Origin of the sequence: Kribbella sp. NPDC004875 (assembly GCF_042873375.1) — a bacterium.
Taxonomy (GTDB): Bacteria; Actinomycetota; Actinomycetes; order Propionibacteriales; family Kribbellaceae; genus Kribbella.
The window spans coordinates 1,193,061-1,214,706 of sequence record NZ_JBIALI010000001.1; the positions used below are offsets into that span (position 1 = coordinate 1,193,061).

At 67.3% G+C, this 21,646-nt stretch carries 20 protein-coding genes; 15 read left to right on the top strand and 5 right to left on the bottom strand.

Annotated elements, in window-relative coordinates:
- Positions 1-151: 151 nt before the first annotated feature.
- The 5 genes from ACFYRH_RS05685 to ACFYRH_RS05705 all read left to right on the top strand — a co-directional run bounded on the left by ACFYRH_RS05685 (position 152) and on the right by ACFYRH_RS05705 (position 5,905).
- Positions 152-2,398, top strand: a complete 2,247-nt coding sequence (locus tag ACFYRH_RS05685) for a transglycosylase domain-containing protein (RefSeq protein WP_387768642.1) — start codon at positions 152-154, stop codon at positions 2,396-2,398.
- Positions 2,399-2,566: 168 nt separating this feature from the next.
- Entirely contained in the window at positions 2,567-3,064 is a 498-nt protein-coding gene (locus tag ACFYRH_RS05690) for a DUF2690 domain-containing protein (protein WP_387768645.1), read from the top strand.
- A gap of 168 nt (positions 3,065-3,232) precedes the next feature.
- The gene (locus ACFYRH_RS05695; RefSeq protein ID WP_387768648.1) at positions 3,233-4,342 is read left to right on the top strand and encodes a mannosyltransferase family protein; all 1,110 of its coding nucleotides are present in this window, start codon (positions 3,233-3,235) and stop codon (positions 4,340-4,342) included.
- 286 nt (positions 4,343-4,628) lie between these two features.
- Positions 4,629-5,141, top strand: a complete 513-nt coding sequence (locus ACFYRH_RS05700; RefSeq protein ID WP_387768651.1) for a SigE family RNA polymerase sigma factor — start codon at positions 4,629-4,631, stop codon at positions 5,139-5,141.
- Entirely contained in the window at positions 5,138-5,905 is a 768-nt protein-coding gene (locus ACFYRH_RS05705; protein ID WP_387768654.1) for a hypothetical protein, read from the top strand. The genes ACFYRH_RS05700 and ACFYRH_RS05705 overlap by 4 nt, the downstream gene beginning before the upstream one ends.
- A gap of 21 nt (positions 5,906-5,926) precedes the next feature.
- On the opposite strand, the gene ACFYRH_RS05710 is transcribed toward ACFYRH_RS05705, so the two are convergent.
- Positions 5,927-9,877, bottom strand: a complete 3,951-nt coding sequence (locus tag ACFYRH_RS05710; protein ID WP_387768657.1) for a GH92 family glycosyl hydrolase — start codon at positions 9,875-9,877, stop codon at positions 5,927-5,929.
- Between the two features lie 340 nt (positions 9,878-10,217).
- On the opposite strand from ACFYRH_RS05710, the gene ACFYRH_RS05715 reads away from it, so the two are divergent.
- The 9 genes from ACFYRH_RS05715 to ACFYRH_RS05755 all read left to right on the top strand — a co-directional run bounded on the left by ACFYRH_RS05715 (position 10,218) and on the right by ACFYRH_RS05755 (position 17,829).
- Complete coding sequence (locus ACFYRH_RS05715; RefSeq protein WP_387768660.1) at positions 10,218-10,841, top strand: hypothetical protein; 624 nt, start codon at positions 10,218-10,220, stop codon at positions 10,839-10,841.
- Positions 10,834-12,390: a hypothetical protein gene (locus ACFYRH_RS05720; protein ID WP_387768663.1), complete on the top strand. Its 1,557-nt coding sequence runs from the start codon at positions 10,834-10,836 to the stop codon at positions 12,388-12,390. The genes ACFYRH_RS05715 and ACFYRH_RS05720 overlap by 8 nt, the downstream gene beginning before the upstream one ends.
- Before the next feature lie 62 nt (positions 12,391-12,452).
- The gene (locus ACFYRH_RS05725) at positions 12,453-12,968 is read left to right on the top strand and encodes a hypothetical protein (protein WP_387768665.1); all 516 of its coding nucleotides are present in this window, start codon (positions 12,453-12,455) and stop codon (positions 12,966-12,968) included.
- Positions 12,969-12,982: 14 nt separating this feature from the next.
- On the top strand, positions 12,983-13,312 hold the full coding sequence (locus ACFYRH_RS05730; RefSeq protein ID WP_387768667.1) for a hypothetical protein: 330 nt from the start codon (positions 12,983-12,985) through the stop codon (positions 13,310-13,312).
- The gene (locus ACFYRH_RS05735) at positions 13,305-13,949 is read left to right on the top strand and encodes an HD domain-containing protein (RefSeq protein ID WP_387768669.1); all 645 of its coding nucleotides are present in this window, start codon (positions 13,305-13,307) and stop codon (positions 13,947-13,949) included. Before ACFYRH_RS05730 ends, ACFYRH_RS05735 begins: the two co-directional genes overlap by 8 nt.
- Positions 13,950-13,965: 16 nt before the next feature.
- Positions 13,966-14,190, top strand: coding sequence for a hypothetical protein (locus ACFYRH_RS05740; RefSeq protein ID WP_387768671.1), 225 nt, complete (start codon positions 13,966-13,968; stop codon positions 14,188-14,190).
- Positions 14,191-14,324: 134 nt separating this feature from the next.
- Positions 14,325-14,486: a hypothetical protein gene (locus tag ACFYRH_RS05745; protein WP_387768673.1), complete on the top strand. Its 162-nt coding sequence runs from the start codon at positions 14,325-14,327 to the stop codon at positions 14,484-14,486.
- Between the two features lie 203 nt (positions 14,487-14,689).
- Positions 14,690-15,589, top strand: coding sequence for an NAD-dependent epimerase/dehydratase family protein (locus ACFYRH_RS05750; protein WP_387768675.1), 900 nt, complete (start codon positions 14,690-14,692; stop codon positions 15,587-15,589).
- Positions 15,586-17,829 carry a glycosyltransferase gene (locus ACFYRH_RS05755; protein ID WP_387768677.1) on the top strand — a complete coding sequence of 748 codons (2,244 nt, stop codon included), beginning with the start codon at positions 15,586-15,588 and terminating at the stop codon, positions 17,827-17,829. Before ACFYRH_RS05750 ends, ACFYRH_RS05755 begins: the two co-directional genes overlap by 4 nt.
- Here the strand turns inward: ACFYRH_RS05755 and ACFYRH_RS05760 are convergent.
- Positions 17,735-18,202 (bottom strand): GtrA family protein, encoded by a 468-nt coding sequence (locus ACFYRH_RS05760; protein WP_387768679.1) that lies wholly within the window; start codon positions 18,200-18,202, stop codon positions 17,735-17,737. The genes ACFYRH_RS05755 and ACFYRH_RS05760 overlap by 95 nt on opposite strands.
- A 156-nt stretch (positions 18,203-18,358) precedes the next feature.
- Between ACFYRH_RS05760 and ACFYRH_RS05765 the strand changes: the two genes are divergently transcribed.
- A complete protein-coding gene (locus ACFYRH_RS05765) occupies positions 18,359-19,513 on the top strand; it encodes an NAD-dependent epimerase/dehydratase family protein (protein ID WP_387768681.1) in 1,155 nt (384 codons plus the stop codon).
- Here ACFYRH_RS05765 and ACFYRH_RS05770 read toward each other — a convergent pair.
- Genes ACFYRH_RS05770 through ACFYRH_RS05780 form a run of 3 tightly spaced genes read right to left on the bottom strand, consistent with a single transcriptional unit; the run spans position 19,503 to position 21,643 of the window.
- Positions 19,503-19,874: a VOC family protein gene (locus ACFYRH_RS05770; protein WP_387768683.1), complete on the bottom strand. Its 372-nt coding sequence runs from the start codon at positions 19,872-19,874 to the stop codon at positions 19,503-19,505. The genes ACFYRH_RS05765 and ACFYRH_RS05770 overlap by 11 nt on opposite strands.
- A 10-nt stretch (positions 19,875-19,884) precedes the next feature.
- Entirely contained in the window at positions 19,885-20,607 is a 723-nt protein-coding gene (locus tag ACFYRH_RS05775) for a methyltransferase domain-containing protein (protein ID WP_387768685.1), read from the bottom strand.
- Positions 20,608-20,641: 34 nt separating this feature from the next.
- Positions 20,642-21,643, bottom strand: coding sequence for an alanine racemase (locus ACFYRH_RS05780; protein ID WP_387768688.1), 1,002 nt, complete (start codon positions 21,641-21,643; stop codon positions 20,642-20,644).
- Between the last annotated feature and the right edge of the window lie 3 nt (positions 21,644-21,646).

Sequence of the window (21,646 nt, forward strand, 5' to 3'; positions counted from 1 at the left end):
CGTTGTAAAGAGTCAGTACATCGGTGCCCGTAGACCAATTTTCCCTTGGGTGGCCCCTCGTTGCTACCATCCGGAGCGGATTCGGGCCCGTTACCACACCCACCGTAGTCTGTGGGGCAATGACTTCCGCGAGATCGTCGAGGATTGCACTGTGAGTGAAGGTCGTAGAAAGGCCGCCCCGCCCCGCCGGCGCAAGAAGCACTGGGCGCTCCGGGTCCTCGGGTGGTTCGCCGCACTCCTCTTCCTCGGCATCATCGCGGGCTGCGCGGCGTTCTTCGTCATGTACCAGACGACGAAGATCCCGGACCCGAACAAGGAGTTCGCCACCAACACCACGACGGTGACGTACGCCGACCAGCGGAACCCGCTGGGATCGTTCTACGAGCAGAACCGGCACACGGTGCCGCTCGCGCAGATCCCGAAGTACGTGCAGGACTCGGTGATCGCCGCCGAGGACCGGACGTTCTGGACGAACCCCGGCATCTCCCCGTCCGGCATGGTCCGGGCCGGCGTGAACATCATGCGCGGTGAGCAACTGCAGGGTGGTTCGACGATCACCCAGCAGTACGTCAAGGTCATGTACCTGACCCAGGAGCGGACGGTTTCCCGCAAGTTCAAGGAACTGTTCATCGCCACCAAGCTCGGCCGGCAGCAGGACAAGAGCAAGACCCTCGAGGGCTACCTGAACACGATCTACTTCGGTGAGGGTGCGTACGGCATCTCCGCCGCGGGTGATGCCTACTTCAAGAAGCCTGACCCGAAGACGCTGTCCGTCCAGGAATCCGCTCTTCTCGCGACCGTGCTGAACAACCCGACTCTCTTCGACGTCAATGACCCCGATCCACGGACCAAGAAGCGGATCATCGAGCGCTACAAGTACGTTCTCGACGGCATGCAGCAGATGGGCACGATCACCCCGACCCAGGAGAAGCAGTACGCCAACCGTCTGCCGAAGCTCAACCCTCGGGAGAAGAGCAGCCGCTACGGGGGGCCGAACGGTTTCCTGCTCGACATGGCGCGCAAAGAGCTGGTGCGGCTCGGCTTCGACGAGGACGCGATCACCGGCGGCGGCCTGAAGGTCACCACCACCTTCAACTACCAGCAGCAGAAGAGAATCCTGCTCGCCGCCAAGAACGAGCACCCGAAGAAGGACGCCGGACTGCACATCGGAATGGCCTCGGTGCAACCGGGCACGGGTCAGCTGCTCGCGATGTACGGCGGACCGGACTTCCTGAAGAGCCAGTTGAACTGGGCGACGACGAAGGCCAGACCGGGTTCGTCGTTCAAGCCGTTCGCCCTGGCCGCGGCACTCCAGCAGGGAAAGTCACTCTGGGACGTCTACCAAGGTGACAGCCCGATCGTGGTCCAGGGGCAGAAGTTCGGCAACGAGCTCAGCACCGACTACGGCGACGTCACCCTGATGAAGGCGACCGAGCAGTCGATCAACACCGCCTTCTACGACCTGGTCGACAACGACATGGAGGACGGCCCCGCCAAGGTTGTCGACGCCGCCGAGGCGGCCGGTATCCCGGCTTCGAAGACGCTGGAGAAGGACCGGCAGGCACCGGCGACCGTGCTCGGCCCGGACGCGTACGCGTCGCCGGTCGACATGGCGAACGCCTACGCGACGTTCGCTGCCGACGGCAAGTACACGCCGCTGCACGTGATCAAGGAAGTCCGCGGCCCGGACGGCAAGGTGCTGTGGTCGGACGCGAGCGTGATCAAGCAACAGAAGAAGGCCTTCGACCCGGAGATCGCCCACCTCGTCAACTACGCCCTGCAGAACGTGGTCCAGAAGGGCACCGGCGAGGGTGCCAAGGATCTGGACCGCGCAGTTGCCGGCAAGACCGGTACGGCGGGTGGCGTGGCCGTCGAGGACCGTGCCAAGAACAAGGCCTGCGACGGTTGTAAGGACGGCTCCGCGACGCTGACCTCGTGGTGGACGGGCTACACGCCGCAGTTGTCCACGTCGGTGCTGTACCGGGCCGGCGCCACCGGTGAGTCGGACCTGGACCCCTACAGCGACGACCCGGCGTTCTTCGGTGGCAACTGGCCGCTGAAGACCTGGCTGGCGTTCATGAAGCCCGCTCTCGAGGGCGTGCCCGACGCCGAGTTCGCCGAGCCGGACAAGGACCAGATCAAGGACACGTCGACCCCGACGTCCACGCCGCCGCCGAGCACGCCGACGACCACCCCACCGCCCAGCACACCGCCCCCGAGCACGCCGCCGCCGAGCACGCCGCCGCCCAGCACGCCGCCCCCGAGCACGCCGACGGACAAGCCGACCAAGACGAAGCCGACCCGGACGACGACGACCCCGGTCTTCCCGTCACTACCGACCGGCGGCCAGACCACCAAACCCACAAACACACCGAAGCCTCCGGGCGGAGGCCAATAGCGCACCAGAACGGCACCCCACCCGGGGTGCCGTTCTGGTTTCACACCACGAGCAACTGCAGCAACGTGCAGATTCGTTGACCCGGCAATTTCGCGCCGCCTACCGTTCCCAGAGCGTCGATCGCCAACCGCAGAGCGTAGTTTTCTGCCGAGAATCTGGGGGAAGTCCATGCTGGGAACGAAGATGTCCCGCGCCGTGCTCGCGCTCGTTTCCTTGGCCGCGTTCTCGCTGACCGGAGTCAGCTCCGCCAGCGCGGTGGCCTGTACCTACAACAACTGCAACGGCATGGACCCGCAGGCCGCCGGCTGCAGCTCGGGGTCGACCACCCTGAAGAACTTCACCACCGCGAAGGGTGTGTACGTCGAGCTGCGCTATTCGAGCACGTGCCACTCGACCTGGACCCGCATCTCGGCGAGCTGTACTCCGGGCCAGAAGCCGTACCTCGAGACCGGGTACATCGACTACTACGGGACCTATCACCGGCAGAACATCTACGTCGGTCCCGGCCAGACCCAGTTCGGCTGCACCGGTCACGACAATCCGCCCAGGGAGGTCGTCTGGACGCCGATGTCGTCGTTCCACCGGGAGCGCCTCACGTACGGCGTCGACGACTACGGCACGCGGCACGCCTACACCACGATCACCACCTGCAACGACTGCCTCTGACGGACGGGGCCGGCCTGCCTGGCACGTCTATGAGGGACGATAGAGGCGTGACTCGGGCGGACAGTGGTGTTCGGTGGTGCGGGCGTGTTTGAGCGCGCGGCTGCCGGTGAGCCCAGGCCCGGGCGGGCTCGGCGGGCCCGGGTCGACGGGGTGGGGTGGAAGCGGTGGATGCCGACTGCTCAGGCTCGGGAGGTGCTCGGGTGGTGGCTGGTCACTCGGGCCGGGCTGTTCGTGCTGTCCGTTTCGGCGCCGTTGCTGTTCAACCGCGGCACTGATTACCCCAATGTCTGGCGTGCCTGGCTGCAGTGGGACGTCTGGCACCTGAAGGCGGTCGCCGAGTTCGGCTACAACAACGGTGAGCCGTCGGGTGCGCCGCTGGCCGCGTTCTTCCCGGGCTTCCCACTGCTGATGCGGCTGGTCAGCTACACCGGCATCGGGTACGTCGCCGCGGGCATCGTGGTCTCCGCGGTCGCCAGCGCGATCGCGGGTGTCTATCTCGCGCGACTGGCGCAGTACGAGTTCCCGGAGCTGAAAGGTATCGGGCCGAACGCGGCGATCATCTGGTACTGCGCTCCGGTCGGGGTGTTTCTCGCCGCGGGGTACACCGAGGCGCTGTTCTGTGCGTTCGCGTTCCCCGGCTGGCTGGCCGCTCGGCAGGGACGCTGGGCCCGCGCCGCGATCTTCGTCGCGCTGGCGTCGACCGTGCGGGTATCCGGGATCTTTCTGATCTTCGCGCTGCTGGTCGAGTTCGTGACGTCGAAGAAGCGGGACTGGCTCTCGCTGCCCTGGCTGGCGTTGCCCGCCGTACCGGTGCTCGGCTTCATGGCGTACCTGAAGCAGATCCACGGGTCCTGGTTCGCCTGGCAGCAGGCGCAGGAGAAGGGCTGGGCGCGCGAGTTCACCTGGCCGTGGACCTCGCTGATGCACACCGTCCAGGCTGCGAGCACGGGCCACTTCCCGGCGGACCGCAGCGACTGGACGTGGATGTTCCGCGCCGAACTGGTCGCACTGTTCGTCGGGCTGGTCCTCCTGGCCTGGCTGTTCTGGCGCCGGTCCTGGGGCGAGGCAGCCTGGGTCGCCGCCACCCTCGGCGCGTTCTGTACGTCGTTCTGGATCTACTCACTCACCCGCGCCACCCTGCTGATGTGGCCGCTGTGGATCGGGCTGGCCGTCCTGGCCCGGCGCAAACCGTGGGTCGGCCGGCTGTACCTGGGGGTGGCGATCCCGCTCGCCGCGATCTGGGCGGCGGGCTTCTTCACCGGCCGCTGGGCCGGCTGAACCCGGTCTGGTTCCTGTCGTTTGTCCGGCATGTGGACAGTTCTGGGCGAAGGCAACCCTCGGGAGGGTTCGGACGTCGATAGGGAAGAAGGGGTGGCAGTCCGGGCGGGGACCGCCACCCCTCATTCGCTGGAAACCCGGCGGAGCCTCTCAGGGGCAGGCTCCGGCGGCGACACCATCGAGGGCGACGGCAGCAGCCGTCGCCCTCGCGTCATGATGCAACCTCCCGGCGGGCTCACCCAGTAGTTCCAGGGTGGAGATCACCGACAAGGGGGGAGGGCCGACCGTGAGCGACCGCGACGCGGAGTACCTCGAGTACGTGACGGCGCATCGGGGCCGGATGCTGCGCACCGCCCGGCTGCTCACCTCGGGGGACGCGCACTGGGCGGAGGACCTGGTCCAGGTCGCGCTGACCAAGCTCTACGTGCACTGGTCGAAGGTGCGCCGCGAGGACGGTGCCGCGAGGTACGCCGACCGGATCCTGGTGAACGCCTTCCTCGACGAACGCCGGCGGCTCTGGCGCCGGCGGGAGTCGACCACCGAGCAGCTGTACGACGCCGCTCCGCCGCCGACGCAGGATCCGGCCGAGCGGCTGACCGTGCTGGGCGCTCTCGCGAAGCTGCCCCGCCGGCAGCACGCGGTCGTCGTACTGCGGTACTTCCGCGACTTCGACGTCCAGACGACGGCCGAGTTGATGGGGTGCTCGGAAGGCACCGTGAAGTCCCAGACGTCGCGGGCGCTCGCGACGATGCGCGATCTCCTGAACGATTCCCTCGAAACGCTGGAGAGTCTGCGATGACCGAGCTGAAGCAACTGCTCGACGAGGCCGCCGGCCCCGAGCCCGCGGTCATCGACGCCGACGTGACCGCCGACCTGGCCCGTGGGCAACGCGCCCTGCGCCGCCGACGTCTCACCGGCGTCGCCTCCGGCGCGGTCGCGACCGCCCTCGTGGTCGGCGTCGCATGGTCCGTCCTGCCGACCGGCATGAACAACGGCGCACCCGACCCGGCCACCCACACCACCAAGACCCCGGCACCGGTGAAGACGACGCCCAAGGACTTCCGGTCGCTGCCGCGGGACACGCGCAAACCGCCGGTCATCCCCGCCCAGCAGGTCCCGCTGGTCGCGAACACGACGCCGTTCCCCGGGGTGATCACGTGCGATCTGATCCCGCAGGGCTGGGTTGCGCGAGTCACTGTCACCGCCGCACAGGGCGGGGGCTGGGAGCAGCAGGAGCTGTCCGACCCGAGCCTAACGAACCCGAAGCAGTACCACGGGGCGACGTTCACGCTGGTCATCCGGCAGACGGAGCTGATCGACGAGGGCGAGGGCCCGACCGTGGACAAGTACTCGACGCCGTGGACGAAGCTGCCGAAGGTGCCGGCCGGGAAGTACCAGGCGGTCACGAGCGGCGTGCCCGGCAGCCCGAACGGGCGTCAGGAGGTCTACATCAAGCCTGACAAGAGCACCAGGATCGTGGGCATCAGCAACAAGGCCTACAACCTGGCCTGGGACATGGACACCCTGCTGAGGTTCGCCGGTTCCTGTCACTACAAGAAGTGACAGGAACCGGCGAACGGGGGGTCAGCCCCAGTTTCGGTCGATCGACTGCGACGGCGTCGGGCTCGGCTTGGTTGCCGCGACCCGCTTGTCGCTCGGGTGCGTGCCGGTCTCGACGCCCTTCAGCGTGCCCAGGAGCTCGACCTCGGACAGCGTGACGCCGTCAGCGCCCGCCGCCGGCGTCAGCACCAGGCGGTACTGCGTGTACGCCTTGGGAGACGTGATGCTGAAGGACCGCGTGTACGACGCCCACGCCCACTTCTGATCGGTACGCCGGTCCACCGTCGTCCACGTCGTACCGTCGTTGGATCCCTCCAGCGTCCACGCGGACGGCGCCGTACCGGTCGCACCACTGGTCAGCGTGTACATGCCGACCGGACGGCCCTGTGGCAGGGCGACCGTGACGGTCGGCTGGGCGCCGGTCAGCGTGACCTGCGTCTTCGAGTCGTTGTCGATCAGCGCCGAGACGTCCGTACCACCCGCGCCGATCACCGCACCGGTGTCGGAGGTGGAGTCCCGCCACGTCATCGGGTCCTCGCCCGGGGTGGTGATCGACGGCGGGGCGTCGTTGCGGCCGGTGCCCCACTTGGTCGGCTGGTCGGTCATCTCGAACTCGATCTTGCCGCCTCCTCCGATCAGGTCGTGCGGCAGCGCGGTCGAGGTCCAGTTCTTCCCGTTGACCTTGACGCTCTTCACATAGATGTTCTTCGACGAGTTCTGCGGCGCGCTGACCACCAGTTTCTTGCCACCGGCCAGCCGGATCGTCGCCTTGGTGAACAGCGGCGAACCGATCGCGTACGTCGGCGAGCCGACCTGCAACGGGTAGAAGCCGAGCGAGCTGAACAGGAACCACGACGACATCTCGCCGTTGTCCTCGTCACCCGGGTACCCCTGGCCGATCTCGGACCCGAGGTACAGCCGGGACAGCACCTCGCGCACCTTCTCCTGCGTCTTCCACGGCTGCCCCGCCACGTCGTACATGTAGGTGATGTGATGTGACGGCTGGTTGCTGTGCCCGTACTGACCCATCCGGACGTCGCGGGCCTCGAGCATCTCGTGGATCGTCCCGCCGTACCCACCGGTGTGCAGTGCGTCCTCGGGAGTACTGAAGAACTCGTCGAGCTTCTTCGCCAGCCCGTCCCGGCCGCCGTAGATCGCGGCCAGGCCGGCCCCGTCCTGCGGTGTCGAGAACGCCATGTTCCACGCGTTCGTCTCGGTGTAGTCGTGACCCCAGTCGCGCGGGTCGAACGTGGTGGGCGAGTTGCCCCAGACCCCGTCCGGGCCCTTGCCCTGGAAGAACCCGACCGTCGGGTCGAACAGCGTGACGTAGTTCCGGGCCCGGTTCAGGAAGTACTTGTAGTTGTCCAGGTACTCCTGCTTGCGCGGGTCGTTCTTCTTCGCCTGGTCGTACAGCGCCTTCGACAGGTTCGCGATGCCGAAGTCGTTGATGTAGCCGTCCATCGACCAGCTGAAGCCCTCACCAGTGGTGTTGGCCGTGTAGCCGTTGAACGTGGACAGGTCCATACCCTTGCGGCCGACGTTCTGCGACGGTGGTACGACGGACGCGTTCTTCACCGCCGCGTCGTACATCGCCTGGACGTCGATGCCCTTGATCCCCTTCAGGTACGCGTCCGCGAAGGCGACGTCGGACGACGTACCGACCATCAGGTTCGCGTACCCCGGTGACGACCAGCGGGAGATCCAGCCGCCGTCCTTGTACTGCTGGACGAACCCGTTGACGAGACTCGCCGCGTCGTCCTGCGAGAACAGTGAGTACGCCGGCCAGACGGTGCGATAGGTGTCCCAGAACCCGTTGTTCACGTAGGTCTGGCCGGCCACGATCTTCGAACCGGTCGTGGTCGGGGTGTCGGCGCCCACCTTCGGCGAGGTCGGCGACGCGTAGGTGATCACCGGCTTCGACGCCGTACCGGTGTTCTCGGAGCCGTTGTTCGGGTAGAGGAACAGGCGGTAGAGGTTCGAGTACAGGGTGGTCAGCTGGTCGGCCGTCGCGCCTTCGACCTCGATCGTGCTGAGCTTCTTGTCCCACTGCTCCTGCGCGGCGTCCTTCACCTTGTTGAACTTCGAGCCCGCGGGGAGCTCGAGCTCGAGGTTCTTGCGAGCCTGCGCCGTACCGATCAGCGAGGTGGCGATCCGCAGCTGCACCTGGGTGGTCTTGGCGTCGAACATGAAGTAGCCGCCGACGTTGGCGCCACCACCGTTCGACAGCTTGCCCGAGGCAAGGACCTTCTGGTCCACGACGCCGTACACGAAGAGCCGGCCGGCGCCGGTGGACAGTCCGCTCTTGATGTCGGTGTACCCGGTGACCACGCCGGTCGCGGGGTCGAGGGTCAGGCCGCCGCTGTTGTTGACGTTGTCGAAGATCAGCGATGCCTTCCCGGCCGGGAAGCTGAACCGCAGCATCGCCGCGTGGTCGGTCGGCGCGATCTCGGCCGCGTTGCCGTTGTCGAACGTGACGCCGTAGTAGTACGGCCTCGCGATCTCGTTGTCGTGGCTGAACGACCACGCGCGGGCCTTGCGATCCGCGGTCGGGGTGTCGGCCGTCGACGGCATCACCTGGAACGTCTGCCGGTCACCCATCCACGGGCTCGGCTCGTGACTGATCGACAACGCCTGCATCGTCGGCTTGTTCGCCTCGTTGTTGCCCTTGGCATAGTCGTACAGCCAGGACGTCGAACCGGCGTTCGTCACCGGCGTCCAGAAGTTGAACCCGTGCGGTACGGCGGTCGCCGGGAAGTTGTTGCCGCGCGAGAAACCGCCGGTGGCGTTCGTCCCACGGGTGGTCAGCGCCAGGTCCGACGGATGCTTGGCCGCGGTCTTCTGGGCAGCCCGGTCCGGGTTGATCGCGGCGGCGATCCGGATGTCGTCGAGCCAGCCGCGGAAGTCCGCCGGGCCGGACGGCTTGTCGTACCCGACCAGGATCCGGGTGATCGTCTTGCCGGCGGCCACCGCGCCGAGGTCGGCCTCGACGTTGTTCCACTGGTTCGTGGACAGCGCCTTCGAGTCGCCCTGACCGCGCGGACTCAGCTCGAAGCCGTGGTGGTCCTTCGCCTTCAGGTCGCTCAGATAGGTGCCGTCGTCGAACGCGAGGTCGACGGCGGCGTACGTACTCGGATAGCTGAGGTCGCCTTCGACGTGCTCGGGGAAGATCTTGTAGGACAACCTGGTGTCCTTGCCGACCTTGAGGTCGACGTCCGAGATCTTGTTCCACGTGTACCCGCGTCCCGTGGCGTCCTGGTGACCGGCGTACCGGAAGGACTTCACGCCGGTGAACCCGACGCGGGCGCGGGCGTTGTACGCGCTGCTCGGGCCGGAGTCGAGCCGCGATTCCGCGACGGGTCCGGGCGGCGGCAGCGGGTCGCCGTTCGAGAGGTACCAGTCGGCGAGCTGGACGATGTTCTCGCCGTGGTTCAGCGTGACGTCCAGCTTGAAGTACGTGTACGCCGTGGTGTTGGCGAAGCTGTACTCCTTGGTCTGGAAGCGGTTCTCGAAACTCTGGTTCGTCCGGGTGTCCAGGGCGGTCCAGGTGGTGCCGTCGTTCGAGCCGGAGACGGTCCAGTTCTTCGGGTCGCGACCGTCGGCGTCGTTCGCCGAGGTCAGCGCGTACTTCTTGATCACCACCGGGGCCGAGGTCTGGTAGACCAGCCAGCCGGTCGGCTCGAACACCAGCCACTTGGTGAACTTGTCACCGTCCGCGGCGTTGCTGGCGATCTCGCCGCCGCCGGTGTTCTCACCGCTCGCGGTCACCTTGGTGACCTTGTCCATCTCGCTGCCGCCGATCCCGGTCGGCGTCGGGCCGCGGACACCGTCGGTGCGCGGCTTCCCGTCCGGTCCGGTCTCGACCGTGTCGGTGTAACCCGGCTGCGGCTGTCCGGCCTCGAACGAGGTGAAGAACGACGAACCGCTGACCACCGGCTGCTCCGAGGCAGTAGGTGACGCGGCATGCGCTGGCGTCATGGCAACAGACATTGTCACAACCAGCGTTAGAGACGAGACGAGCCCCAGTGGGCGGCGGAGATCCATCTACGCTCCTTGCACATCCGGCCGGCACCACGGGACGCCCCCGTCCACCGGTGTGAGTACGCGGCCCCGATGACAAGGTTGTCAGCCCGCGTCCGGCCGGAATCGTCTCCCGCCGATCACTCCGGGTCAAGACTTCGTCGCAGTCGGTCCGCCTTGCGCCGGGAGTTTTCCACAAGTGGCAACGCGATCGTGCTGCGACAGGCACAGGCGGTAACTACAGTTACCTTGCGCGGTGCCGGTTCCGGCCCGTCGGGTGGCGATCTCGGGAGGACGTGTGGCTGTGGACCGAGCCAAGCTCGTCCGTCGGCAGCACACCCACCTGCTGCTGCCGCACGCCGCGCTCGACAACCCACAGCGCGCCCTGTTCGAGATGGCGCTCCGCCCGGCCGGGTGGGTCAGGGATCCGGAGAGCGCCTCGACCCTGTCCTTGCAGTGGACCAAGGGCTCGGCCGTCCTGCGGTTGCAGACGCTCGGCTGGTTCCCGCTGCTGGTGACGGTCGGTGCGGTTGGGAAGGCTGCGACCGTTCACCGGGACGCCGTCGCCCGGCTGACCTCGGCAGTCCTCGGCAGCGGTGGGAAGAGCTTCACCGATCAGCAACTGGTCGAATACCTGCCGCAGGCGCAGCTCCGCTGGCAGCGCGCGTTGATGGAGCGCCAGCGGCTGGCCCACGCGGAGCGGATGCTCCAGGCGCGCCGCTGCTCGTACTGCGGTGCCTGGTCTGATCCGTCCGCGACGCACTGCGCAGGCTGCCGTCGGCGGTTCACCTCCGCCGATGACGCCGAGCGCGACGCCGGTCTCGACAATGCGTCCGCGACTGTCGCCGAGGCCGAATCGATTCTGAGCGAGCTGGCACGTGGCGTGGTGCTGGAGCGGTTGGACGGTGCACGACATGGCTGACACGAGGCTCGCGACCCGGCAGACCGAGCAGTGGGGCTGGGAGTACCGCGGGCAGGAGGTCGTGGTCATCGAGCACCAGGAGCCGCCCGTTCCCGCCGTACCGGCGCCGACGGGGCTCGCCAAGCTCGAGAGCCGGCGGGCGACCGTGACGAGGCTCAGGCCGGTCCTCGTATGGGCGGTGGCCGGGGCCGCCGTACTGACGGTCGTGGTCGGCGTCGTCGTACAGCCGCTTGTGGCTTTGGCGTCCGCCGCGCTCACGCTCGGGCTCGCCTGGCTGCGGTGGGGATGGCCGGAGCAGTTGCGGCGGGCGTCAGCTGTCGAGCATCAACGGTGGCTCGAAGAATGCATCGACACGATGGACGAGTTCGAGCACGACGTACAGACCTGGCAGCTGGAGCTGAGCGAGCGGGAGCGCACCAAGGCGTCCCAGGTCGCCGCGACACGACCCTGGGTGCCTGTCGGCCCGGCGACCAAGGAGCGCGTCGATCTGTACGGCGGGACCGCCGCCGGCTGGCGTGCCGCGGTGATGGCGATGGGCAGCTCGCTGATGAGCGCCGGCGGTCGGCTGACCGTCCTCGACCTCACGCAGGACGCAGTGGTGGAGCCGCTGCACCGCATGGCCGAGGAGTACGGCGCACCGATCCAGGCGACCGTGGTGCCGTCCACGGACACCTCATCGAACCTGCTCGCCGGTCTGAACGCCGACGAGATCGGCGTGGTGATCGCGGAAGGGCTGCGTGGCGCGGAGCCCGAGCAGTCCGAGTCGCGTGGTGTGGATGCGACATTGGTCCAGCAGGTTGTGGAGTGCCTGACTGACTCGCCGGTGACGTTCTCGCGGCTGCACCTGGCGTTCCAAGTCCTGCAGCGGCAGCTCACACCGGATCAGCGCGGGGAGCTGTCCCGGGGCGAGTTCGCGCGGTTGACCGATCTGTTGAGCGAGTCGGCGCGGCGGTCGGCGGAGCCGCGGTTGTTCCGGCTCGCTGCGGGCGTGAAGCGGCTGGCGTCCGTCAGCGGCGATCTCGCGATGGACGGGCCGGACATTTCGATTCGACACCAGAGCCGGATGACTCGTCCACCAGCCCGGGTGAAGAACAGTCGACACCCTCAACGGACGACGTCACCGCACAATCGCCGGAAGAGGATGACGCTGACGATCGCGCGACTGGCGTCGACCCCACCGCCGACGCTGAGGTCGATGCCAGTGCAGAACGCGAACGACGTACGGAAGCGGAAGGCCGCGAGTCCCCTCCGCCACCAGCCGACACCCACCAGGCCGAAGTCACCGAGGACGCCCGTACGAAGTTTGCCATCGACACTGAAGTCGGGGGTGCAGTGGTCAGAGACCGCTTTGCGCAATGGGCTCCTGAGAGGTTGGCGATGCCACGTCCCCAGAAGCCCGAAGGTCCTGAATCGAAGGACGTCGAGGTCGACCAGCGGAGCGAAGTGGACGACCGACGAGCAGAGGACGAGCGCAATGGGGTCGCCTACATCGCGGCCAACAAGGACTCGCGCCCGTGGTTGGCTCCGGTCGCAGACTGTGAGCCGCTAGTTCAACGGGTCTACGCATCGATCGACCTGTCGGACGGTCACGGACATATCCGGCACGGCGCGATGGGACCGGACGAACTGCAGGCGCGCCGGGTCGCGTTCAACGAAGACCCAGCGCAGGTCGACCCGGAAAAGCGGTCAGCCGGCGTGGACGGCCTCGACGACACGAAGCAGCACTACTGCGGAAAGGACTCCACACGAGTTCACGACGCGACTGCGCTCGCCGCGATCTACGTCATGGCATCGGAGCATCCCAAAGTACGTGCAGTGCTGGACCTGCCTTTCGACAACGACGCGCAGCCGCGTGACATATTGATTCCCATCCATGAACTCCTGGGGCCGGACGGTCACAAGTACTGTTCCGGTTTTGCACTCAAGGGGTGGCCGGCGAGTAAACCGGAGCGAAAGGCCTGGCTCCAGGCGAAGCGCTCCGGAGCAGATCTCTCGGAGCTGCCTGCCCCGGAGATCGAACGGATTCCGACCTTCGAAGGCGGCGACATCAAGATCATTTTCAAGCGGAACGCTGCGACCCAGAGCTACGGGATCTACACGCTCTTTCCCCGTCCTGACGAAGAATGATTGAGGAGATCCACGTGACCTACTCCGGTGAGTACTGGCTGAAGCACCCAGATGCGCCGTTCGCCACCTTCCTGGCGGTGGTGCAGACGCATCTCCACTCGGAGGCCGATCCGGACAACTTCTCGGCCTTGAAGCGACGGGTGCAGGCTGATCGCCCCGACGATGTGGAGTTGCAGACCTTCAAGGAGGAGTTCTCCCAGCTGTTGCGGGGCGATCGCGAAGGACTGCCGCGTGACGCCTTGAGTCTCGCGGCCGACGGTGACGACTGGAACACCGACGACAAGTTCCTCGCGTGGTTGTGGCAGCAGTTGTATCCCGGCGAGCCTGCGCCGAGTCGTGGCTGAGGCTGTGGGCGACGTCCGGGTCTTTCCCGGGTGGAGCGACTGGGGTGCCGCGGAGGCGGCGCTCGGGACGGTTCTTCCCAAGCGGGTCGTCGATGAGTTGGGGGAGGCGTTTGCCGCTGCCGTCGGGTGGCATGGTGGGCAGACGAGACCGGCCGGTGAGGCCTACTGGCAGCATCTCCTGCAGGTGCTGGACGTGTTGGCGATCGGGCTTGAAGTGACGGACGTCGACCTGCTGCGGGCGGGACTGTTGCATGACGTCGTCGAGGACACCGCGGGGACGCGGGCTGATCTAGTGGCTAGGTTTGGGGAGCGTACGGCGGGGTTGGTGGACGCGGTCACGATTCCTCAGGTTGGGGTGGGGGAGTCGAAGGAGACGGTGCGTGCGGCGTATCTCGGGAGGCTCGCGCAGGCGTCTCACGACGTACTGCTCTTGAAGTTGTCGGATCGGTATAGCAACGTGCAGCGGTTGCATACGCATCCGCGGGTGGGGAAGCAGCGGTCGTATTACGCGGAAACTGTTGAGCATTTCGTGCCGTTGGCAGTTGTGGATGAGCGGCTGGAGGAGCTCTTCATCGTCTGGGCGAATGCGTACTCGTATCTCGGCTGCTCGGTCGACACAGTTGAGGCCGCGCAATGACAATTTTGACGAGCTGGTGGAGTTTGCACGGACCGGTCGTGGCGGCGAACGCTTGGTGCTCTTCAAGGAGGAGTTGGCGCGGCTGGTGAGCGGCGATCGCGAGGTCCTGCGGCCGGGTGCGATCCTTGCTGCGGCGGAGTACGACGCCTGGAACAACGACGACGACTTCCTGGACTGGCTGTGGAGCGAGCTGTATCCGGGTGAGCCGAAGCCTAAGCGTTCGGATGACGGCGGGCGTTGATTGGCATGCCGGGCAAACTCGGCCGGCTGGTGAGGCCTATTGGCAGCATCTGCTGCAGGTTCTGCAGGTGTTGGTGACTGGGTTGGGTGTCGGATGACATTGCTCTGCTCAGGGCCGGGTTGTTGCATGACGTGGTGGAGGATACGGCTGGGACGTACGCCGACCTGGTGGCGCGGTTCGGGGCCCGTACGGCCGGGTTGGTGGCCGCGGTCACGATTCCTGAGGTCGGTGTGGGGGAGTCGAAGGGCGCGTGCGTACGGCGTACCTCCGGGGGCTTTGCTGCAGGGACATCGTGACGGCCTGCGGCCCGGTGCGATCGACGTCGCGGCGGCGTACGACGAGTGGGGCAGTGACGACGAGTTTCTGGCTTGGTTGTGGCGGAGCTTTGTCCGGGGAGGCGGTGCCGGGTCCGGGCGCTGAGTGACGAGGTGGGTGCGGGCGGTCGCGAGTGGGGCGGGAGCGTGGCTCGGGGTGGTTGGGTGTGGGTAGGTTGAGGGGCATGGACGAGCGTGTGTTGGTTACTGGGGCCTCGGGGTTTATCGGGCGGGCGCTGGTGGCTGCTTTGCGGGGGCGGGGGGTTGCGGTGACGGCGGTGGATCGGGAGCCGCCGGATTCCTCGTGGGATGACGGGGTACAGGTGGTGACGGGGGATCTTGCGGAGCAGGAGACCTGTGTGGCGGCGTTCGAGACGCGGCCTACGAGTGTGGTGCACCTGGCGGCGTTGACGTCCGTACTGCGGTCGGTGGATGCGCCGATGCAGACGTTCGCGCAGAACGTGACGATCACCCAGGTGCTGCTGGAGTTGGCGCGCGGGAGCGGCGTGGAGGGGTTCGTGCTGGCCTCGACGAACGCGGTCGTGGGGGATGTGGGTACGTCGACCATCACCGCGGACCTGCCGCTGCGACCGTTGACGCCGTACGGCGCGACGAAGGCGGCGTGCGAGATGCTGCTCTCGGCGTACTCGGGAAGCTACGGGCTCGCGACCGCCGCGCTGCGGTTCACGAACGTGTACGGGCCGGGCATGTCGCACAAGGACAGCTTCGTACCGCGGATGATGCGGGCCGCGCTGAGCGGGACCGGCGTCCGGGTGTACGGCGACGGCGAGCAGCGGCGCGACCTGGTGTTCATCGACGACGTGGTGAACGGCATCCTGCTGGCGCTCGACAGCAAGTACGACGGCCGCGCGATCATCGGGTCCGGCCGCTCGGTCAGTGTGCTCGAGATGATCGAGACGGTCCGGGAGGTCACGGACTGTCCGGTGCCGGCCGAGCACATCGAGGCGCCGGCCGGTGAGATGCCGGCAGTGGTCGTGGACATCACCAACGATCTCGGATACGAGCCGACGGTGTCGCTGGAGGACGGCCTGGCCCGGACGTGGCAGTACTTCAAGAACCAGTGACAAGACTTCAAGCAACAGCGACGAGACTCCGGCGGACAGCGCGCAAGCACTGGCTGCTCACCGCCTTCCTCGTCCTGGGCCTCGTACTGCGGGTCCTCGCGACCGTCGCGTATCGTCCCGCGATCGTCTACACCGACTCCGTCCAGTACCTCACGAACATGGACAAGCTGAGCCCCGATCAGCTGAACCCCATCGGGTACGACTTCGTGCTCGGGCCCCTGGTCTGGATCGGCGGCCTCACGTTCGTCGTCATCGTCCAGCACCTCGTCGGACTGCTGCTCGGCGTCGCGATCTACGCGCTGGCCCGCCGGCTGACCGTCTACCGCTGGCTGGCCGCGGTCGCCGCCGCGCCGATCCTGCTCGACGCCTACCAGGTGCAGATCGAGCAGAACATCATGGCCGAGACCACCTTCGACGTGATCCTGGTGGGGATCCTCTGGCTGCTGCTCGCGAAGGGCGTGCCGGGCTGGCGGCGCGCGGGTCTTGCCGGCCTGCTGGTCGGCGCGGCGTTCTCGGTCCGCGCGATCGGCATGGTTCTGCTGATCGCCGTGGTGCTCTACCTGGTTGTCGTCGGCAACGCCTGGCGAAAACGCCGCATGGACGTGGTACGCCGTACCGCGGCCGCGATCGCCGGCTTCACTCTCGTTTTCGGCGCGTACGTCGTCTACTACCACTCGGACACCGGCCGCTGGGGTTTCACGGGCGCCGAGAACCAGATCCTGTACGGCCGGACCGCGACGGTCGCCAACTGCGAGACGCTGCCACTCGACGAGGGCACTCGGCTGTTCTGCCCGAAGGAGCCGCTCGGCCAACGCCTCGGCGTCGACAAGTACGCACACAACCACTACGGCGACCCGAACTGGCCCGGCCCGCTCCCACCCGGTACGACGAAGCGTCAGCTGGCCACCGAGTTCGCGCATCTCGTCATCACGCATCAACCGGTCGACGTGACATGGGCTGCCCTGAAGGACTTCGCGAAGGGTTTCGCACCCACCCGGAGCAGCTCGCCCAACGACGTACCGCTGGATCGTTGGCAGTTCCAGCTGACCTATCCGAACCTCAAGGACCCCAACACCGCGAAAGCGGCGGTGAAATGGGGAGGGTCCGAGCCACAGGTCTCCCACGGACCCGCGGTCATCCTGCGCGGCTACCAGCTGCACGGCGGCTACACGTCCGGCACCTTCCTCGGCCTGTGTGTCCTGCTCGCACTGGCTGCAGCCGCCGGGTTGGGGCGCGCCAAGCAGTCAGGTCTCCGTTCGGCCGCACTGTTCCCCGCGGCGGCCGGTGTGATCCTCCTGCTCGGCTCAGCCGCGTTCGAGTTCTCCTGGCGCTACCAACTGCCCGGACTGATCTTCTTCCCGCTCGCAGGTGCCATCGGACTTCGCGCGATCCTCGGTAAGGACCAGGCCCGCCCCCCGATGGCGGACTATCCGGATGCCGTCGATTCCGAGGCGGCGAAGAGTCTTGGCCGGCCGGAATTCGCGCCGGTCGTCGTGGTCATCGCGGCGTACAACGAAGCCGGCGGGATCGGTCCGGTGCTCACCAACATGCCGCGGACCTGCGCGGGCCTGCCGGTCAATGTGCTGGTCGTGGTCGACGGTGCCACCGACAACACCGCTGAGGTCGCCCGCGAGCACGGAGCCTACGTCTGCGTTGCCCCGAGCAACCGCGGTCAGGGCGCCGCGCTCCGGCTCGGATATCACCTGGCAGCCGCGGGCGGAGCGGAGTACGTCGTCACGACCGACGCGGACGGTCAGTACGACAACGACGAGCTCGAGACGCTGATGGAGCCGATCCTGCTCGAACGGGCCGACTTCGTCACCGGGTCGCGGCGGCTCGGCGCCGAGGACGCGGACAGCCGGCTGCGCTGGGTCGGCGTCCGGGTGTTCGCGGCGCTCGCGTCGATCCTGACCTGGCGGAAGCTCACCGACACGTCGTTCGGGTTCCGCGCGATGCGGGCCGAGTTGGCGACCGCGGTCACGCTGCGTGAACCGCAGTACCAGTCGTCGGAGCTGCTGCTGGGTGCGCTGGCGCTCGGCGCGCGCGTCGTGGAGCTGCCGATGACGATGCGCCGGCGCGGTGACGGGAGCAGCAAGAAGGGCCCCGGGATCGTGTACGGCGCGAACTACGGGCGGGTGATGACGACTACGTGGCTACGGGAGTACGTGCTGGGGCGGGCTCGGAAGCGGCGGCAGGCTTGGCGAAAACCAGCCGATCGAACAGCACGAACTTCACGATGAACAGCACCGCGTACGTCGCGAAGTACGAACCGGTCACCAAGAGTGTCTTCCAGGCGTGGGATTCGAGCCCCCGCACCAGGTGGTCGGTCAGCGACGTGACGAGCGCGGCGGTGACGGCCGAACCGATCACGATCAGCGTGTACGGCAGCTTCTGACCGCTGCGGCCCCAGGTGTAGCGGCGGTTCAGCACGTAGTTCGGGATCGCGCCGGCCAGCCAGGCGACCAGGGTCGCGACGAGGGCCGCCGTACCGAACCAGTAACAGAGAGCGAACGCCAGTTGGCTCACCACGGTGGCGACCACCGAGGACGCCGAATACTTCGCCCAGAGCAACAAACGGGCGCGAGTGAGCTTGATCTTGGTGAGAGCGCGCATCGGGGCCTATTCTGCACCTCCACACCGGCGGGTGGCACTCCGGCGGAAATTCTCAGCCGATTACCAGCGAATAGGTGGGGCCGGTCACGTTACTGGAGCGGGTACTCGGGATAGGAAGGACTGTGACGACTTTCCCCGACGGAAGGCGGCCGAGCCGTGCGCGTACTCGTCCTGGGCGGTGACGGCTACCTAGGGTGGCCGACAGCCCTGCACCTCTCCGACCGCGGCCACCACACGGCCGTGCTCGACAACATGGCCCGCCGCGGTTACGACCGTGAGCTGGGCGTCCAGAGTCTGGTCCCGATCGAGGATCTCGAATCGCGGGTCGCCGCCTGGAAGGAGGTCTCCGGCCAGGAGATCCCGGCGTACGTCGGTGATCTGCTCGACGCGGACTTCGTCTACCGGGTACTGCGTGAGTTCGAGCCGGACGCGATCGTGCACTTCGCCGAGCAGCGGGCCGCGCCGTACTCGATGATCGACCGCGAACACGCTGTGTACACGCAGCACAACAACGTGGTCGGCACACTGAACCTGATGTACGCCATCGCCGAGACGAACCCGGACATCCACCTGGTGAAGCTCGGCACGATGGGTGAGTACGGCACGCCGAACATCGACATCGAGGAAGGCTGGCTGGAGGTCGAGCACAACGGGCGCAAGGACCGGATGCTCTACCCGAAGAAGCCCGGGTCCTTCTACCACCTCAGCAAGGTGCACGACTCGCACAACCTCGAGTTCGGCTGCCGGATCTGGGGGATGCGCGTCACCGACCTCAACCAGGGCGTGGTGTACGGGCAGCAGACCGACCAGACCGTGCGGGACGCGCGGCTGGCGACCCGGTTCGACTATGACGCGGTGTTCGGCACCGTGCTCAACCGGTTCTGCATCCAGGCCGTGCTCGGCGAGCCGCTGACGGTGTACGGCGCCGGCGGTCAGACCCGCGGCTTCCTGGACATCCGCGACACTGTCGAGTGCATCCGGCTCGCGGTGGAGAACCCGGCGGACGCCGGCGAGTTCCGGGTCTTCAACCAGATGACGGAGAGCTACTCGGTCTCCCAGCTCGCCGACCTGGTCGCGGAGTGTTTCCCCGGCCCGGTCCAGGTCGAGCACCTGGAGAACCCGCGGGTCGAGCAGGCCGAGCACTATTACAACGTCAAGCACACCGGCCTCGTCGGCCTCGGCCTCCAGCCGCACCTGCTGTCGGAGACCCTGATCGAGTCGATGTTCGACATCGTCTCCGCCAACAAGGACCGCGTCGACCCGGCCGCGCTACTCCCCACGGTCCGCTGGAAGGGCCACCTCAAGCAGTGAAGAAACAGAAGATGTGACCGACCGGGTCGGCGTACACCCGGACGTCGGGCTGCGGCTGGAACTCCATCAGCCGTGCCCCGGCATCCAGAGCTCGGGCGTGCGCCGACTCCAGGTCGTCGACCTGGAAGTCCAGATGAACCTGCATCTGCTGCTCGTCCCTGGAGCTCGGCCAGCTCGGGGGCCGGTGCAATGGCTCACTCTGGAAGGACAGCACCACGCTGCCCGCGGGGCCGTTCACGACAGCCCAGTCCTCCTCGTCCGTGCCCAACTTCCAGCCGAGCAGCCGGCAGTAGAAGCGCGCCAGCTCCCGGGGATCCGGCGCGTCCAGCACGACGCCTTTCAACGGGATCATCTCGGTCATACCCCGGACGTTAGCGACGGGCACCGACAAGAAGCGTCGGTACGACGGCCAGGAAGCGATCGCGGCGGCCCCGACGGGACTGCTCCCCGAGCCAGCTGTCCGCGTCCTGCTGCGTGATCAGCGCCTTCTCGACCGCGGCGCCGGCGGCCGCCTTGAGCTGCGGTGCCATCTGCTGGTGTTCGGTGACGACCTGGCTGTGGACGGAAACCTCCACGTCTTGGAAGCCGGCGTCCAGGAGCACGTCGCGAAGCGTCCTGGTCGCGCGTGGCGAGACCGCGCGCGACTCCAGGCCGAGGCAGATCACGTCGGTCAGGTCCTGGTCGGAGCTGTCGATCAGCAGGAACCCGTAGTCCTGTCCGCCGACCACGATCCGCCCTCCGGGACGCAGTACCCGATGGGCTTCGGCGATCGTCGGCACGGGATCCTCGAGCAGGTGGAAGAGCCGCAGCGCGCGATACCCGTCCATCGACTCGTCCTCGAGCGGCAGGTCGGCGGAATGTGCCACGTGAAACATCGCACCAGGCGCCCGCAGCCGCGCGGCCTCGACCGCCGCGGGATCGGCGTCGACCCCGGTCACCTTCAGGCCCTTACGCGCGAGCTCCGCCACGGCGTACCCCGCACCGCAGGCCACATCGACGCAGCTCGCACCGCGTTTCAGCCCCAGTACCCGGTACGACGCAGCGCGCAGCTCCGCCGCCCCGGGGCGTTCCTCGATCTGCTCCAGAAAGCTCATACGGTCCACGCTGCAACTTCAGGTGGACCTGAAGTCAATCCATCGACACCTTGTCGAAGTTCGTCGTCGTGTAGCGGACGTCGAGGTCGATCTCGTCGCCGACCGCGGGCGGGGCCACCGAGGACGGCAGGAACAGCATGCTCGCCTGCATGTGCGGCGGCTCGGCGAACCAGCGCTGCTTGCCATCGATGCTGAACGGGGACAACGCCATCCCGGCCGCGTCCAGGCTGCCCTTCGCCATCGCGATCGCCCGCTGCCGGACGGTCGCGGCCGCCGTCGGGGCCTCCAGGCCGACGCCGTGCGCCGTACCGCCGGAGACGATCAGGATGTGGCCGTCGCCGCTGACCCGCCGTTGCCGGTAGCCGACGCGCTCGCCGCGCCGGACCGAGTGCACGTCGAGCACGGTCGCCCGGACATGCAGCGCACCGCGGTCGCCGAGCCACAGCCCGGTGCCCATCCGGAGCTTCACGTCGTCACCGATGTCACCCAGCTTCTGCGCCGGCACGTGCGACACCCACAGCGTGCTCTTCCGTACGTCGAGAGCTGCCTTCGCCAGCTGTTGCGCCTCGCGGAGGTTGGCCGACGTACCGCCGGCGCCCATCGGGAAGTGCAGCGACCAGCCCTCGAAGCGGATCCGGTCGAGCGCGTTCAGCAGCATCGTGTGCCGCAGTTCGCGGGCGCCGATGCCGTGCCGGCGCATCGAGGTCATCACCTCGATCAGTACCCGGCTGCCGGCCGGGATCGAGACCAGGTCGGCCAGCCGGCTGACGGTGTGGATCACGTTCCGGCTCTGCGGCACCTCGAGGAACGGCCGCCACGGCGACAGCACCACGATGTCCTCGCGGGGATCCGCGGGAACCTCGAAGTACGTGCCGACCGCGACCGTCCGGGCGCCGAGCGCGCGGGACTCCGCGAGCAGGCGCTGGTTGCCGAACCCGTACCCGTTGCCCTTGGCGACCGGGACGATGTCGGGGTTCCACGTGGAACGCAGGTGATCACGCCATCGATCGGAATCGACGTGCAGGACTAGGGGCATGGT